The following is a 15,414-nucleotide window of genomic DNA, read 5'->3' on the forward strand; positions in this document are numbered from 1 at the left end:
AGCCTTCAGCTACGACTGCTACTTCCAACTTGCTGTTCCTTGCGGCTGGCTGGCGGTCGTGAAGCTTGTCTGCCAGGAACGCTACTGCGAAAGGCCGCATTAAGGCCGCGGATTGCGGCCGTTGCATCTACGATTTCCGAATGACTCAGAAGGGTCGAACTGAGCCGGACGCTGTCGGACTCAGTTCGGCCACAACCTGCCGTTCTGAGAGCGGCAAAACTTGCGGTTGCAACGGCCGCAACACTCTAGAAGCTGACGGATGCGTTGGGCCACAAAATAGTCGTGTCGGAAAGCCGTTGCTGTCGCAGGCCGCAGAGCACCGCTGTAGACTTAGAGTTCGCTCTCCCCTATTCGCTTGCAACGACAATTATTCCGACTGCGATGCGCACTCCCTTTATAAAAGAAATCGCACTATCGCCATATCTCAGCGATCCCAACAGGCTGGCCGATGTCATCGCTGCCATCCAGGTGATGGCCACTTACGGTTACTATAAATTGAGCTTTGCAGAATGGGCGGATCGTATATCCGCCGATTTGGAACAGGCGGAAAGATGGAGGAAGGTGTTCTTGGAACACCCTGAGTTCTTTAGGTTGGACTCTGCTCGCGAACAGGCGTCACTCGTCTGGCGGCGGCAGTTTCGAAAGCGATACGATCCTCGCGCCGGAGGGGAAATCTCGGGAGACGAATTTTACGCCCTGGACGCCCTTCGCCGAAGTGAAATCTCACGTCTGCCATTGACAGCATCCGACATCAAAATGTTGATCGACACCGCTGTTAATCTGCACTCGCGTGCCCTTGAGCACCAGAAGGACAAACGCTGGTGGATTCCACTCGCCAGTGCAGTAGGCGCGCTTATCGGGTCAATAGTCGGAGCTGTTGTCCCTCATTTATTCCCCTGAACCGCGCGGAGAATGGAATCGACAGAGCCTCGCCCGACAGTCCGCTCGAAGGCAGTGAGATGGTCGCGTAACCGGTGAGATTAGGTGCACCATCTCACGATCCTGACTGTGCAGCATCATTTGCGACTTTAGTGAATATCGCGAGAGGTGAGGGATCTCGCGTTGAACGGGCTGGGGAGCGAAGCCGTTCAACGCGATGGTGCTCTCGTCATCAACGAGAACAGGGCGGATTCACTTCAGGAACGCGCGGCGCGCAAGCGCGTCGATGTGCACGGAATCGAGACCTTCTTCGGGGCCATCGCGCGTGACGATCAGACGTCCTCCCGGATTCGTCTCTGAATACTCCGAGAAGCCGTTGGCCGCATAGAGGGCCAGCTTGCGCTGCCAACGCTTCCGATAGTTGTCATCGCTCAGCAAACCGCAGTGTTCCCAATACCAGATATCTCCCTGCGACTCTATCCGGAAGTCTGCCCAGCGGCCGCGTCCTTCGCTGAATGGAAGCATTGGTTCCACTTCGTAGCGCAGCAACCCGTCCTTCTCGAATCCGTGAAGGATGTTGGCGATGACCACCTCATTCTTCGCACTCACCATATCCCCCCGCAACGTGCGATGAATCAGCTTGTCGGTGAGAAAACGGCGTTGAGCGGACTTGAGGCCAGGTGGAACGTTCGCCGGAGGCGTGGCGGCGCGGAAGTCGAAGGCGCTCAGCAGATTCGTGAAACGGCCGCTGATATCGGAAAATACGTGATGACGCAGAGCAAGGAAATTTTCGAACGGGCCCTGATGAAGAATCCAGATCCGCTTGCTCTGACGAGTCAGCGCCGTGTATAGCATTTCGCGCGAAACGAGTCGGCTGTGAGCCGGTAGCACCAGGATCACGGTGTCGAATTCGCTGCCTTGCGCCTTGTGGACCGTGATCGCGTAGGCCAGTTCAAGCTTGGGTTGCCCGTCCTCGGAAAAGTCGCGCCCTGAGAAAGAGAAGTTGCGGTCGCCACGGTCTTCGAATTCCACATGAATAAAACGAGAAGCGCGCTTGCCCCAGCTTCGTTGCCCCGTGACGAGTCCGATCTCTCCATTCGCGAGCAATTCCGCACTCGCATTGGTGGAGCCGCCATAGACGTACGACTTGCGCCTGTGATTGCGCACGCAGATGACCTTGTCACCGTAGACGATCTGCTCTGAACCACCCGGCTTGGGATAACGCCACCATTCCTTGAAGTAAGGCGTCTTTCGGGAGTTGAGCGTATCGCTCAGCCGCCCGGCACGCAGCCCTTCCTTGATTCGCCTGTTCAGAAAAAGAGCGCCGCCGGGACCGTTGCGGTTGACGCTCAGGATCTGCCAACCTGCGACGCCCTTCGAGCATCCCGCATCGAAATTGAGATAGCCCTTCTGGTCGCGCGTCGCGCCCATCGAGAGTTCGAGCGCGGCGGTCAAATTGGCCCGGCTGCATTGGAGATCTTCCGTCAGCACCGACTCGATCAGCTCCGGCAGCTCGCTCATGCCTTCGAAGCGACGGAATCTGACGTGTTCGTCGTCCTTTCCCTCGAGAACGCCCGACACGATTTCATCTTCTCCGGGCGGCAAATTGCGGCCGGAAAAGATGGCAGCGAGCTGGACGTCGGACCGGGACAGGACAGGCACGTTCGTACCGTCCTGCCTCGTTCGACGCGGTGTCTGCAATTCGGCAACCGCTTCGCCGTATCCGCTGCGTCGCAGGAATTCGATGATATCGACGAAAGGGCATCCGGCGCCGATGGGCGGCAACTGGTAGGGATCGCCGACCAGAATGAGACGGCAGTTGCCGGGCAAGGCGTCGACGATGGCCGCGAGCATATCTTCGGTCAACATCGACGACTCGTCGACGACGCAGGTCGTCGCGGTGACCTTGGGTGCATCCTTGTTGATGAAGTATCGTCCGGTATCGGCGTCGTATCTGCTTTCCAGCAAGAACTGAGCGACCGTCTGCACGGTTCCAAGTTGCTGCGTTTCCTTGCCCAGCCGCACACGGGCTTTGCCCGTTGGCGCGAGAAGCTGAACCCGTGATCCGACGATGTCCGCACGGCTCAGGAGGAATTTGAGCACGGTCGTCTTCCCAGTACCAGCAGGCCCGATCAAGACTGAGAGCCGATTCGCCGCGATTCGTTCGAGTGCGAGCGCTTTCTCGGTCCGAGCTTGGTGCTCATCGACATTATCTGGGGCCGCGGCGCCGAACGTCTTATCGACGAGACCGCGCCAGTCGACCTCGATTGTCTGGGGCTTGTTCTGCAGCCGCTCGCGCACGGCGGTCGAAAGCAACGCGCCGGTGGCGACGTAGCGCTCCAGTTGCACTGACGCGTTCTTTCCCTGGCCTGACACCTTCACCACGGGTTCGAAACTCCCGCTGCATATTTCAATTGTTTCCGCATCCAGTGGGACCGGCTGCACGACATCCAGTTCATCCGCGTAGTGGGCGAGTTCTGAGGCGGGAAGCAGTGTGTGCCCGCGCGCCGTGCTTGTTTCGAGAAGCTCGACGCAGGCGGCGCGGAGCCGGTGCTCGTTGTCATACTCGCCCAAATCCGGATTGCAGCAAGCCGGAAGCGGATGAGCCGCCGCTACTTCCTTGCCCGGTAGCAAGCCCCGATCGATTGTCGCGTACGCGATGGGATCGCCCTCCGTCCGGTCCCGTTCGAACAAAAGATACGGATTGTGGACGATTTCTTCGGCGTCTTTTTCGAGCGCGCGTTTCGCCTGTTCCCTAGTCAGTTCGAATCGGGAAAGCAGCTTGAGAAGATCAAGCCGGAAGTGTTTCGACTTCTCGTGCGTCCAGCGCTTTCGAAGCATGCCGGTGACGGCAGGCGATCCCGCGGGCGCCTGGCGCGAACCTGAGAAAATTTCATCGATGGCAGGCCAAGGGTCTGCATTGACCGGCAGTTCGTCGGAAAGCGCAATGGCGAAGAGCGTGCCGCTGAAGCCGTTATGAAAGGCCGACAACACGGGGCCGAGTCCGGGAGCCGGGCCGTTCATTTTCCACAGTTCGCTCAGGCGGGCATCGATCCATTCGATGTAGGTTTCCCACGGCCCTTCGAGCAGGTCGGCGATGCGCTCAAGCGCGTGGCGTGCCGACATCAGCGCCGCGGCGGCCGCGCCGTGCGTGACATGCTCGCTGCCATACGAGAACTGAATCCGCACATCGTCCGGGGCGTAGGCGACGAAATCGGCGGGATCGATCTCGGGATGGTCTGCGCAGTGACGAAGGAGTGCGTGATAAGGCATCACGAAGCCGCCGCTGAAATGACCGTCGCGTCCCTGCCGCAGGGTGTGCTGGACGGGGCGCTCCCACACCATCGTCCGCAGCGCGTCGGGGCCCGCTCCGGCGTAGCTGTACTCCTGAAGTTGATGTTTCTTAGACAAGAGCGCCGCGCCTAGTAGGACACGGCGTTCGCTGTCGCTCAAAGGCGTCCGGGTCGCATAGAACAGCACGAGGCTCTCGTTTTCGACGAGCGGATTCGCGAATGCTTCGAGCATCGCCGTCTGATTGTCCAAACCTTGAATCCAGCTCGTGTTCTCCAGCCAATCCGGTTTGCCGGGTTCCTGCTCGCGGCTGCAATCCAGGCCCAGCTCTTCTGCTAAAGAGAAGCCGCTTTCCTTTAGCATCCAGCGATAGGGAATGGTCAGCGCGCCCCATGCGGGCACGTGAATCGAACGGGGCTTGATGTGTTTGTGGTCCTGACTCCATCTCGAATACGACATGACACTTTCGAAGACGTGCGCGTGCGGGCTGAGAAACGATCCGCTCGAGCGGAGGCAGGGAGGAAGGGTGTCCGGCGCGAGCGAATTGAACGACTCGCCGGCCGCTTGCGCTTCAAATGCGTCCTTGCGTCCGTCGGCCACGACCTTGACCGCGATGCAGGAGCTATTGCCCAGCGGGTCCCTGCAAACGTTTCCGTTCCAAGCATCGTCATGCCAGGGAACGCGGATGGAAAGATTACGCACGGTGCCCATCGGATTCTCCCTTTTTTTGGTCCAAGAATTTTATCAGCCGATAGTCGTTGCCGACCGCTGATCAGGCGTGCTTTTTAAGCTCAATTCGATCAAAAATGCGGTCTAAACAAGACTGCCGGAAGCGTCGTCCGGTCCGCTTTCAGATGCGAGTCGGGAAAGCGCAAAAACATGTTCGCTGCTCCACACATTAATCGCGATGTCGCGCTAGAGTGTCACATATTATCGGGAGCGGAAATGCCCGGTCGACGACGCATGAGAGAAGCTGCGTTCGACCATGGAATGCGGCGGCGAGAACCATCAATTAGAAAACTGAATCACCGGGGGAACACGTGGCGGGATTCACGACAGACTATGTCAACCTGATTTCCAATAACCTGCGGGACCGATACAAGTCGGGCTTTCCAATCCTCAAGGAACTGGTCCAGAACGCCGACGACGCCGGCGCGACGTCGCTGATATTCGGTTATCACGATGGTCTGGCCGCAACGGCCGATCATCCGCTTCTTCAAGGGCCAGCGCTGTGGGTGTTGAACAACGGTCGCTTCAAAGCCGAGGACCGGCGCGCGATCACCAAGTTCGGCGTCAACAGCAAGGCGGCGGAGACCGGCGCGATTGGCAAGTTCGGGCTTGGCATGAAGAGCGTTTTCCATCTTTGCGAAGCGTTTTTCTACGTCGCGAGCGATGGTGAGCGCGGTTATCAGGAAATCCTGAACCCGTGGTTCGATGAGGAACATTCCCTGCCCATGCACGCGGCATGGGAAAACTGCACCGAGCGCGACGTGCGGGCGCTAAACGACATCGCACGGACGAGCCCACTCGCGCAGCCGGGGCAGAGCTGGTTCATGCTGTGGGTGCCGTTGCGTAGCGTCAATCATGTGCCGAAGGTCGACGGAACGTTCACGGCGCCCATCATCGACCGCTATCCCGGCGACGATCCCGGACGGGATCTGGATTTCATCACCCAGGCCGATGTGGACCGGCGCATCGGCGGCCTGTTGCCGATGCTTCGATGTCTGCGCTCGGTCGAATTCGCAGGAACGGCATCGCGCCCGCCCTTCGGTCTGCGGATCGATCTCGCCGACGGCGCGCGGCGTCTCGATCACAGCACGGATGGCCTGACGATCTCCGGCACGGTCGATGACGGCGGTCCGAAGGAGCAGCGCCTGCACTTCATGGCGAGGCAGGCGGTACTTATCGGCGAGCCACCATTCGCAGGAATCCAGAAATTGAGGGGCTGGCCCAAGACGAATGCCATCGTCGAACAGGGACGCAGAACATCGGTGCGAGACAAGGGCGAGCCGGAGGGCGCGGTGGCGTTTGCGCATGCAGATGGCCGCAAGGGAAAGCTGTCCTTGCAGTGGGCCGTCTTCCTGCCTACCGATGAAGAGCGATTCTGCTATCAGGCGGCGATTCCAGGCGGCTCGCGCGAATACAGCATCGCGCTTCATGGTCAGTTCTTCGTGGATGCGGGCCGGCGGGGTATCGAGGGTATTGAACAGATCACCGCCCCGGTCGTCGAGACGAACGACGTGAGCACGGAGTCTGCGGTTCAACTGGCCTGGAATCAGTCCCTGGCGCAACGCGTCGTCTTGCCGATGCTCCTGCCCGCGCTCGACGAATACGTCCGTACCGAATGTTTCGACGACGCCACGATCGAAGATCTGACTTACGCGCTGACGCGTTGCGCCCCCAACGGAGCTGGGGCGCACGGCGAGGGATTCATCGCCACTTTCGGCTCGCACGTGTGTCGCGAACGCGCTTGGGCGCGCGTGCTACGTCCCCGTGGTCCGGAGTGGAAGCTTCTTGTCGCAGGGGCAGACAGGCTGCTTCCGCTGCCAAGGCCGCTCAACAATGATCATGGGCGTCCGTGGCGCGCGCTTCCCGGTTTGAATGCTCTCGGCGGCGCGGTCTTTCCGGACGCGACGGCGCCATGCATCAGTGATTCCGTTCCGCAATGGGACGAGGACTCGGTGTGCCGCGTCATTGACGAAATTCCGGCCGCGACGCTCGCCGGGGAGGTCGAACTCCGGTACCTGCTTGAGTTTCTGCGCATGCATGAAAGCGTGGCGCTCGCGATGGAGCATGTGCAGGTTCGTCTCGTCGTGGCGTTGCGTCGCGCGCTGAGCGGTTTGCACTTAGCCGAGCTGCGAAATAACCGCGCGTTATTTCAGGAAGTGACCGGGCTTCTGCGGCCGTCGCTGCGCTTTGGTATCGGCGCGCGCGACAAGGATGCCCGGCGCGCGTTGCCGGAAGAGATCTATCGGCGCCTGCTCGACACCCGGACGGATGCGTTGCTCATTCCTGCCGATCTCGCACCGGAGGGCGGCGCGCCGTCGGCATCCGATGTCCAGCAGTGGCTGGAATGCCTGGGCGCGCTGATCGAGGAAGGCGTCAACATGGCGTCCTGCCTCGACGCGGCGGACGCGTTCATCCGAGCCGGCGGACCGAACGAGGAAGCGCAGCATGATTTGCTGCGTCGCAGGCCTCGCCTGCGCATTCTACGCGCGACGAATGCAGCCGACGCCGCCGAAGTTGCCTGCTCGCTCAATGCGTTGCTGGATCTTCATCGCCATCATCTGCTGTTCCGGACGGCGGACGGCATCGACAAGCTCGGCCTGACCTCGACGCTCGCACGTGCGGTGCCGGGTCTCGGCCCGATGGTCGTCGGCCGGTTCGTCGGGGAACTCGTCCGGTCCGCACATGATTCGGGCAAACGGGAAGTGCCGCGGACCAATGAGGCGACGGAGATATTCCGCGCCATCGGGATGCAAGCAGTGGCGCCCGCTCTTGGTAAGCCCGCCGAACGCACGCCGCTGCTCAGGCGAGTCGCGGACGCGGACGCCGATTTGACGATCGCGCCCGTGCGCGAGGGCGTGCGTTATCTGCTGCACGGCTCGGCTGCGCAGTTCCGATCGGACGAATCGCTCTGGAAAGACCCGTCCGGAGAGGACGGTCCCTGGGTGCGGCTTTGGCGCATGGTGGAAACCGATAGCTGGAAAGTGCTCGACGTCACGCTCAGCCGCCACCTGACCGACCACAGTTGCTTCGCTCTTAAGGTGAGGCCGGTGGATCAGCAGACGGTCACCGAGCATCTCAGGCGTCTCGACCACTTCGACGACGTCGATGCGAAGCAGTTCTCCGATTCCGACCTGGACATGTTGCTCGGCGCCATCAAGGACGAAGCTGTCTGGGTGAACCTGCCGTTGCATCGTGATGAGCGGCGTGAATTCGGCACCGCACACAACTGTTTTCTCGGACGTGAACCGTTGCTGCCGCCCGGTTTCGAGCACGGCCTTCGATTCATCGTCGAGTCGGAGGATGAAGCGCACAAGCGCCGCCAGCATGCGTGCATTCCCTCCTGGTCAGCCGCCGAGGCCGGGCGCGTACTGCTGAACTCGAAGGCACCGGCAGCTTTCTGGTCCGAATTGATGGAGCTGCTGCCGCTACTCGGCAAAGGCGAGATCTCGGGCGCGTGGACAGATGTGTCCTGGCTGCCGCTCGCGTCCGGTGGAACGATTGCGCATTCCAGTCTCGTGCGCATCGACACCATGCGCATGGACTTGAGCGCGCTCGCCGCGGAATGCGAGTACGCCTATGCAAGTCTTGACGATCTGCAGTGCGCGGTGCGCGATCATCCTTGTTTCGACCAGCTGAAGGAACACGTGCCGTCGGGCGTCAAGGCGCTCGACGTGCTGGCGCAAATGATGGGAAATGCTGGCTATTTCGTCGGCCGCGCGGGAAGGCTCGATGCTGGCGCGCTCGATCGGTTGCGCGGCGTGCTGCCATCGCTCCAGTCCTTGCCTGCGTGGTCCGTCCTGTACAAGGCCGCGAGTGCGACCAGTATCACGGATGCCGCGACGCTGCTTGGCGAGATTGCCCAGTCGCTTCCTGTCGCGCGGGTGGAGGCGGTGCTGGCCGAACTCGCGGATCAGGTGCAAAGCCCGCAGGTGCTGGAGGCGGGGTTGATTTATCTCCGGGAATGGGCGAGGAGCGCTTCTCCCGACGAACTGAGGAGCCGGTTGCCGGCGGTGCGCCTGCCTGCCGCAGACGGCACCTGGCGGGCGGCATCGGAACTCGTGGCCGGTGCGTTCGGCATCAATGCATCCAGCCAGCTGCACAAGGAAGCGCTGCCGATTCTGTCTGACCTCGTCATCAAGAACGATGGCACGCTCGCGACGCCGATCGCGTCTGCCACGACCGGCGGCAACTCGAACGCTGACCTCGGAGCCGCACTGGAACGATGGTGCGAGCCGCTTGCGGAATCGAACGTCGGACAGGCCATCGGTGCATTGCTCGGCTTGTTTGGCAGTGCCGCGCGGCCGCTGTGCGAGCGCTGGATCGGAAGCATTTCCTACAGCGACTATCTCTTGCGCCTGAACTGGAAAGATCCGGGCTTTGACAAAGCGCTCAACCGGAAGGAATGGATGGGCGGGCATATTTCGCCGCAACAGCCTTTCGCGATCCTGAAACCGGAATTCGTCGAGTCCTCCGGCTCTGAAGTGCACGTTCTCGCGCTGACCGGTGACGAGCTTGTCTTGCCGCTGACCGAGATCGATTCGATGTCGACCCTGCTAGCCGGCAAGCTAAACTGGCTCGGCGGCTATGGTGTGGAAGTGCGCATGCGCCCGATGGAATGCCTGCGCCGCTTCGACGAAGCGCAGCAGAAGCAGATTCTCCAGCGTACGGCGGAGGAACTCTTCGAGCATCTCTACAACCAGAAGCGCGTGGACCTGACAGAGTTGTGGGGCCTGTTCGAAAAATCGGATCAAATCGAGCTGGAGGTCGCCCGCAGTCTAATTCTCGAGGGCCTGCCGACTCTGGTGCACCAATGGCCTGCCGTCAAGAAGCATCCGTCGATCGACGAGGCGATCAAGCTGCTGGACAAAGCGAGGCGCGAACGTCAGAGCGCCTTGAGCGCGCGCACCGACTCGCGTGACTGCGAAGATCGGCTCGTTCGGGCGCTCAACGAACTGGCGAGACGAGTCGAGACCGATGAATCGGCGCAGCACGCCATCCTGACGGCCATTCGCAGAAAGCTGCAGCACTTTCACTACGAGGCATCGAGCGTTCCGTTCGAATTGCTGCAGAACGCAGACGATGCCGTCCTCGAACTCCAGACCATGCAGGACGACGAAGGGCGCGAGCGATACGCCGAATCCGAAGTCGGCCGCTTCGTGGTGGCGTGTACTGCGACGAGCGTGCTGTTCATGCACTGGGGCCGGCCGATTAACACATCGGGCAAGCGCGGCGGATATCGCGAGGATCATGCGAAGGACTTGGAGCGCATGCTAGTGCTGAACGCATCCGGCAAAGATGAAGACGACGGCCTGACCGGCAAGTTCGGGCTTGGCTTCAAGAGTGTTTTTCTCGTGTCAGACGAGCCGGTCATCGAAAGCGGCGGTCTGCACTTTGAGATCGTCGCGGGCTGTCTGCCGCAGCGAGCCGAGCTGAGCGAGGGGGGAAGATTGGTCACCGCGCCCTATCGCCAGACGCAAGGGAGTCTGCGCTCGACCGTCGTCGAGTTGCCGCTGCGTCTGGAGTCTGCGAATGGATTGCTGGAGCGATTCGCTGCGTTGGCAGGCGTCTGTGCCGCGTTCACCCAGGAGATTCGGCATGTCGAAGTGGATGGCGAGACGTATGATTGGCGTCCCAAGCGTCTGCTCGAAGCGCCCGGCGCCCAGTGTGAAGTCGGCGACGCGTTACTACCCCATGCGCGCGGGCTGTCGCGCGGCAGCCTACTCGTGTTGCGTTGCCCGTTCGGCGCGATGGCCATGCGTCTGGACGGCCAGCCTGTTCCTTTCGAGGGTAACGCCGCGCATCCCGCGCCCGCCATCTGGGTCAATTCGCCGACGCGCGGCATGCCGGCCGCCGGCCTGATCCTCAACGCACGGTTCGACATCGACACGGGGCGTGGAAGCTTGCCTCAGGGCGCCGGCGCGAAAACAAATCTGGAGATTGCTACGCGCCTGGCGGATGCCCTGGCGCCGCTCGTCACCGAATTGCTGACGCAGACAAGGGAGAACTGGCCGTCATGGTCGCGCGAGCTGGCCGTGCCGCCGCAGACGAGCCCGGCGGAATTCTGGTACGGGTTCTGGTCGCAGGCTTTCGGGGACGCACCGTCGGACGATGCATCGCAGGATGCGCGGGTGACTGAAACCTTTGCGTCGACGCTTTTCTCGCGCGTAGTCGCTCGCAGCGGGGTCGTGCCGAACGGCCTCAAGGCCGGCCTGGCCGCCTTCGTGCGGGTCGAGCAGCTGCGGCTGTCGATCGCGTACGACCGGTTCAACACGCTGCTGCCGACGCTGCTCGGCTGGCCGCCGTTCACCGCCGCGTTTCCTCCAGTTTCGTGGTGCGTGCGCGAAGTGCGCGACTGGCTGCAACGCCGCCCGGGCGCCGACGATGATGCCTCGGTCGACGAGTTGTCGCGGGTGATTGTCGCGCAGGCGCTGGGCTCGTCCGGCAAAGTGAGTCCGGAGGAGTTCGTCAGGCTGGCGGCCGTGGTCAAGGCGTGGCCGCTGACCAATGTCATGGAACTCGGATGGCGCACTGCTCTGTCTTCGATACAGTTACGCGCGCAATCGGGCGCCTGGAAAACCGCTGCCAATCTGTTCACGCGCATGAGTGAAGACGATCCCCTCAGGCGGCTGGCATCGCCGGACTTTCTCCCAGATACGGCTTATGAGACCGACGCAGAAGCATGGGAAACAATGCAGGAATACCTGGACGGGCGCACGTGGCTCGCACAAGAGATCGCGCGGTGGTGCGTCGGGGCCGAGACGGTCGAGCGGCAGAAGGCAGCGATCGCCTGGCTAGCGGCCAATCTCAATTCGGACTTCGTATGGCGGGCAATCAGATCCTCGCCGCTCAAAAACGAGTGGATTACCGGACTACATGCCGAACACGCGTTGCTGGCCGATCTGCCGGACCGGACACGAAGCTTCATGCTTTCATCGCTCGGCCTCTCGCAAGACGGCGCGGACGACGATGAGATCGAGCTTGACGACCCGGCGGCGCAACTCGATTTCAATATCATCCATGACTGGTGGGAGGCGCATCGCGATGAACACTTGCCGAAATACGAGCGCGAACTCTGGCCGCAAAGGATCGACAGGCAGCGTCTCGCAGATGATCCCACTCATCGCGAAACCTGGATGACCCTGTTCAGCTTGGGCGTGTTCCGGCGCTTTGGCCGTGTGCGCGATGCACAGAACCGCGGCTTCCTCGATTTTCTGGAGCAGCGAGGCTGGTGGTACACGATCAGCCAGCTCGATCCGGACTCGGCAGCCGAAGAGTGGATGGCGATACTGCGCGAATATGCGGAAACGACACACGTGAGCAACGAATTCGAACTGTGGATGGACTGTTTTCCGCGGTTGTATCGCGTGGCGCGGTGGTTCGAGACCTATGTCGAACTCTTCCGCGGTCTGCAGTATCGCGATGCGCGGGAGGCAGCGCATCTTCTCACGCCTGCCACCGATGCATCGCTCAGCGGTTCGGGCATCGACGCGGCGACGCTGAGCGGCACGCTGCGTGTCGGCCACCATCTCGTGATCCGGGAACTGCTGCGCGCGGGCGTGCTGGATACGGAGGTTGCGCAAAGCATGGCATTCATGCCCGGAAAATCCGTCTGCGCCCTGCTCGATGCGATGGGGCACATTGGGTTGGACACTAGCGCCAAGATTCATGAAGCATTGGTGGACGAGCTTGGCGACGTCGATCGTGCTAGCTTCTGCGGTGATTTTGACATTCCGCTCATCCTGCTCGCGCACGACGCGGGGCTGCAGCGCGATGTCGTGCGATGGAGCACGACTCGCGACGAACGGGGCGCATGGGAAACGGAAGAAGGGGAATTGCTATGAGCACGCCACTCAGAACCGGCGACACGCACACGGCCATCGCCGCCGGCATGGCCGTGATGCATCCCGGCCTCGGCCAAGGCAGCGTTCTTATGATCGACGGCGACACCGCGGTCGTCCGCTTCGCACAGCGCATCGAACAGGTGTTCTGCCGGGAGCTTGACCCCATCGCATCGGTTTCGGACGTCACGCCGGCTGCCGCGTTGTCGTCGTCCCTCGAGGTGGGCCTCAAGGTTCAGGCCGCCGCCATCGAATCAGTAAACAACGCATGGGGTGTATTCACACGCTCACGCATCTCGCTGTTGCCCCATCAGCTGTGGGTCTGCCACCGTGCCTTGCGCAATTGGCCGATCCGCCTGCTCATCGCCGATGACGTGGGCATGGGTAAGACTATCGAGGCCGGCCTGATCCTGTGGCCGCTTCGCGCCAGCCGCAAGGCGCAGCGCATTCTCATTCTGACCCCTGCCAATCTCGTCGCGCAGTGGCAGGTGCGCCTGAAATCGATGTTCGACATCCGCGCCGGCATCTATCGACCGGATCTGGATACACAACGCACGGATTTCTGGGGAGTGCACGATGCGGTCATTGCGTCACTGCCGACGATGCGCGCGGACAATCGAGGCCGTCACGAACGGCTGCTTGAGGCGCCAGCCTGGGACATGGTGATAGTCGACGAGGCGCATCATCTCAATGTCGACGACAGCGGAAAGCGCACGCTCGGCTTCGAATTGCTCGAAAAGTTGCAACTGGCGGCCAAGGTGGAGTCGTGCGTGTTGTTCAGTGGCACGCCTCATCGCGGCAAGAATCGCGGCTTCTGGTCGCTGATGAGTCTGGTGGATCGCGAAGTGTTCGGCCCCAGTCGTGACGAAGCAGCGATGCTCGCCGCGCTGCCGCGCTATCTGATTCGAAACGCCAAGCAGAAAGCCACCGACATGCATGGCGAGCGCCTCTTCAAACCCGTCGAACAGTATCCGGAGACGTTCAGGTACACGCCCGCGGAAGAAGCCTTCTACAAGCTGATGTCCGAGTTCATCATGGAAGGGCGCGCCTACGCATCCTCATTGAATCGGACGGAAGGAGGCCGGGTCATGCTGGTGCTGATCGCGCTGCAGAAGCTGGCGTCAAGTTCGATTGCCGCAGTGCTGGCGGCGCTGGAGACGCGTCAGAAGCGGCTAAGGAACGAAGCCATCCGGTCTCGCAACGAACTCGACCTGCAGCCGGAGACGGAGGGAGATGAGACGTTCGATGCGCTCGAGGCCTGGGTACGCGAAACAAAGCGCGCCCAGCTTCAGCTGATGGAGGACGAGGGCCGCTATCTCGACGATCTGATCGCAGCAGGGCGCCTGGTCAGGGAAGAAACCCGCGTCCGGAAGGTCATTGAAGTCATCCGGCGCCGTTTTGACGGCGAGTCGGTATTGCTCTTTACCGAATACAAGCAGACGCAGGCACAGGTAGTATCAGCGCTGATGGCAGAATTCGGGCAGAACACGGTCGGCATTTTGAACGGTGAAGATCGGCTCGCACAGGTGACGCTTCCCGATGGCAGAACAACGGCCCTGCAAAGCCGCCGCGACGATACGTGTGAGGCGTTCAACAAGGGACGCATCCGTTTTCTCGTGTCGACCGAAGCGGGCGGCGAGGGCATCGATCTTCAGGAGCGATGCAGCGCACTGATTCACGTCGACCTGCCCTGGAACCCAATGCGGCTGCATCAGCGGGTCGGACGTCTGAATCGCTATGGCCAGAAGTGTGCCGTTTCAGTCGTGTCGCTGCGCAATCCCGACACCGTCGAATCGATGATCTGGCAAAAGCTCGAGAGCAAACTCGCCAGCATCATGCGCGCGGTTGGCTCCGCAATGGACGAACCGGAAGACCTGCTGCAACTGGTGCTTGGCATGAGCAGCCCAGAAATTTTCGACCAGCTGTTCTCGCGCGCGGCGACGGTTCCGGCCGAACGCCTCAACGCGTGGTTCGACGAGCAGACAGGAACGCTTGGCGGTGCTCCCGCGCTCGAGGCCGTGCGGGATCTTTTTGGACGCGCAGACGGATTCGACTTGTCCGCGCTCAAGGACGTGCCACCCGTTGATCTGCCGGATCTGCTTCCCTTCGTTCAAGGCTCGCTGACGTTCAACCGGCGCCGTCCCAAAGTCGAGGGTCTGCGCATGTGGGCCAAAACGCCTGACGAGTGGGCGAAGAATCACCGGATGCGCCGCAGCTACGAGAATCTGCACTTCGACCGCAAGGCCACGACGGGGACTGAAGACCTGATGGGCGTGGGGCACGCGCTGATGGAGAAGGCGCTGCAAGAGGCCGCTCTGCTTCACGGCGTTTTCTGTCTCGTTGACGGTTTGCCGGAGCCGGTGCGTGTGATCGCTGTATCCAGCAAGGTCACCGGCGGCTCGAAGGCGAGCGGGCGGGTCGTATTCGGAATCACTGGAAGGCCGGCCGCGTACAAGCTGTTGAAGGACTGGGAAGTGCTGCGGCTCGTGAACGGCTGCGCGCTCAAGCCTGAGCCTGCCAGCGCGCCCGAAGGCTGGGCCGAGGAAGCGCGGGACTGGGTTGCGCAGTCATCGTCGGTCATGGGTTCACTGTTCGAAGGCAATGAGTCGTCGTTCGACATGCTACACATTGAGGAACTGGCAATGCTGTGGACTGGTGCCTAAATTGGCCGCCACTG

The 15,414-nt window shown here is 61.5% G+C and carries 5 protein-coding genes and 1 pseudogene; 4 read left to right on the top strand and 2 right to left on the bottom strand.

Annotated elements, in window-relative coordinates; all coding sequences use genetic code 11:
• Positions 1-381: 381 nt before the first annotated feature.
• Positions 382-900 carry a hypothetical protein gene (locus tag OKW29_RS36420; protein WP_429294331.1) on the top strand — a complete coding sequence of 173 codons (519 nt, stop codon included), beginning with the start codon at positions 382-384 and terminating at the stop codon, positions 898-900.
• A 231-nt stretch (positions 901-1,131) separates the two neighbouring features.
• Here OKW29_RS36420 and OKW29_RS36425 read toward each other — a convergent pair whose 3' ends face one another.
• Positions 1,132-4,881, bottom strand: coding sequence for an AAA family ATPase (locus OKW29_RS36425; RefSeq protein ID WP_429294332.1), 3,750 nt, complete (start codon positions 4,879-4,881; stop codon positions 1,132-1,134).
• A gap of 329 nt (positions 4,882-5,210) precedes the next feature.
• Here OKW29_RS36425 and OKW29_RS36430 point away from each other — a divergent pair.
• A pseudogene (locus OKW29_RS36430) lies at positions 5,211-5,492 on the top strand (hypothetical protein); the annotation flags it as partial.
• A 177-nt stretch (positions 5,493-5,669) separates the two neighbouring features.
• Here the strand turns inward: OKW29_RS36430 and OKW29_RS36435 are convergent.
• Positions 5,670-6,050, bottom strand: coding sequence for a hypothetical protein (locus tag OKW29_RS36435; RefSeq protein WP_429295029.1), 381 nt, complete (start codon positions 6,048-6,050; stop codon positions 5,670-5,672).
• A gap of 3 nt (positions 6,051-6,053) precedes the next feature.
• Here OKW29_RS36435 and OKW29_RS36440 point away from each other — a divergent pair, with 3 nt between their 5' ends.
• Both OKW29_RS36440 and OKW29_RS36445 read left to right on the top strand, forming a co-directional pair.
• On the top strand, positions 6,054-12,740 hold the full coding sequence (locus OKW29_RS36440) for a hypothetical protein (protein WP_429295030.1): 6,687 nt from the start codon (positions 6,054-6,056) through the stop codon (positions 12,738-12,740).
• Positions 12,737-15,400: a DEAD/DEAH box helicase gene (locus OKW29_RS36445; protein ID WP_429294333.1), complete on the top strand. Its 2,664-nt coding sequence runs from the start codon at positions 12,737-12,739 to the stop codon at positions 15,398-15,400. Before OKW29_RS36440 ends, OKW29_RS36445 begins: the two co-directional genes overlap by 4 nt.
• Positions 15,401-15,414: the final 14 nt, after the last annotated feature.

It is taken from the genome of Paraburkholderia sp. CI3 (genome assembly GCF_050436505.1).
GTDB lineage: Bacteria > Pseudomonadota > Gammaproteobacteria > Burkholderiales > Burkholderiaceae > Paraburkholderia > Paraburkholderia tuberum.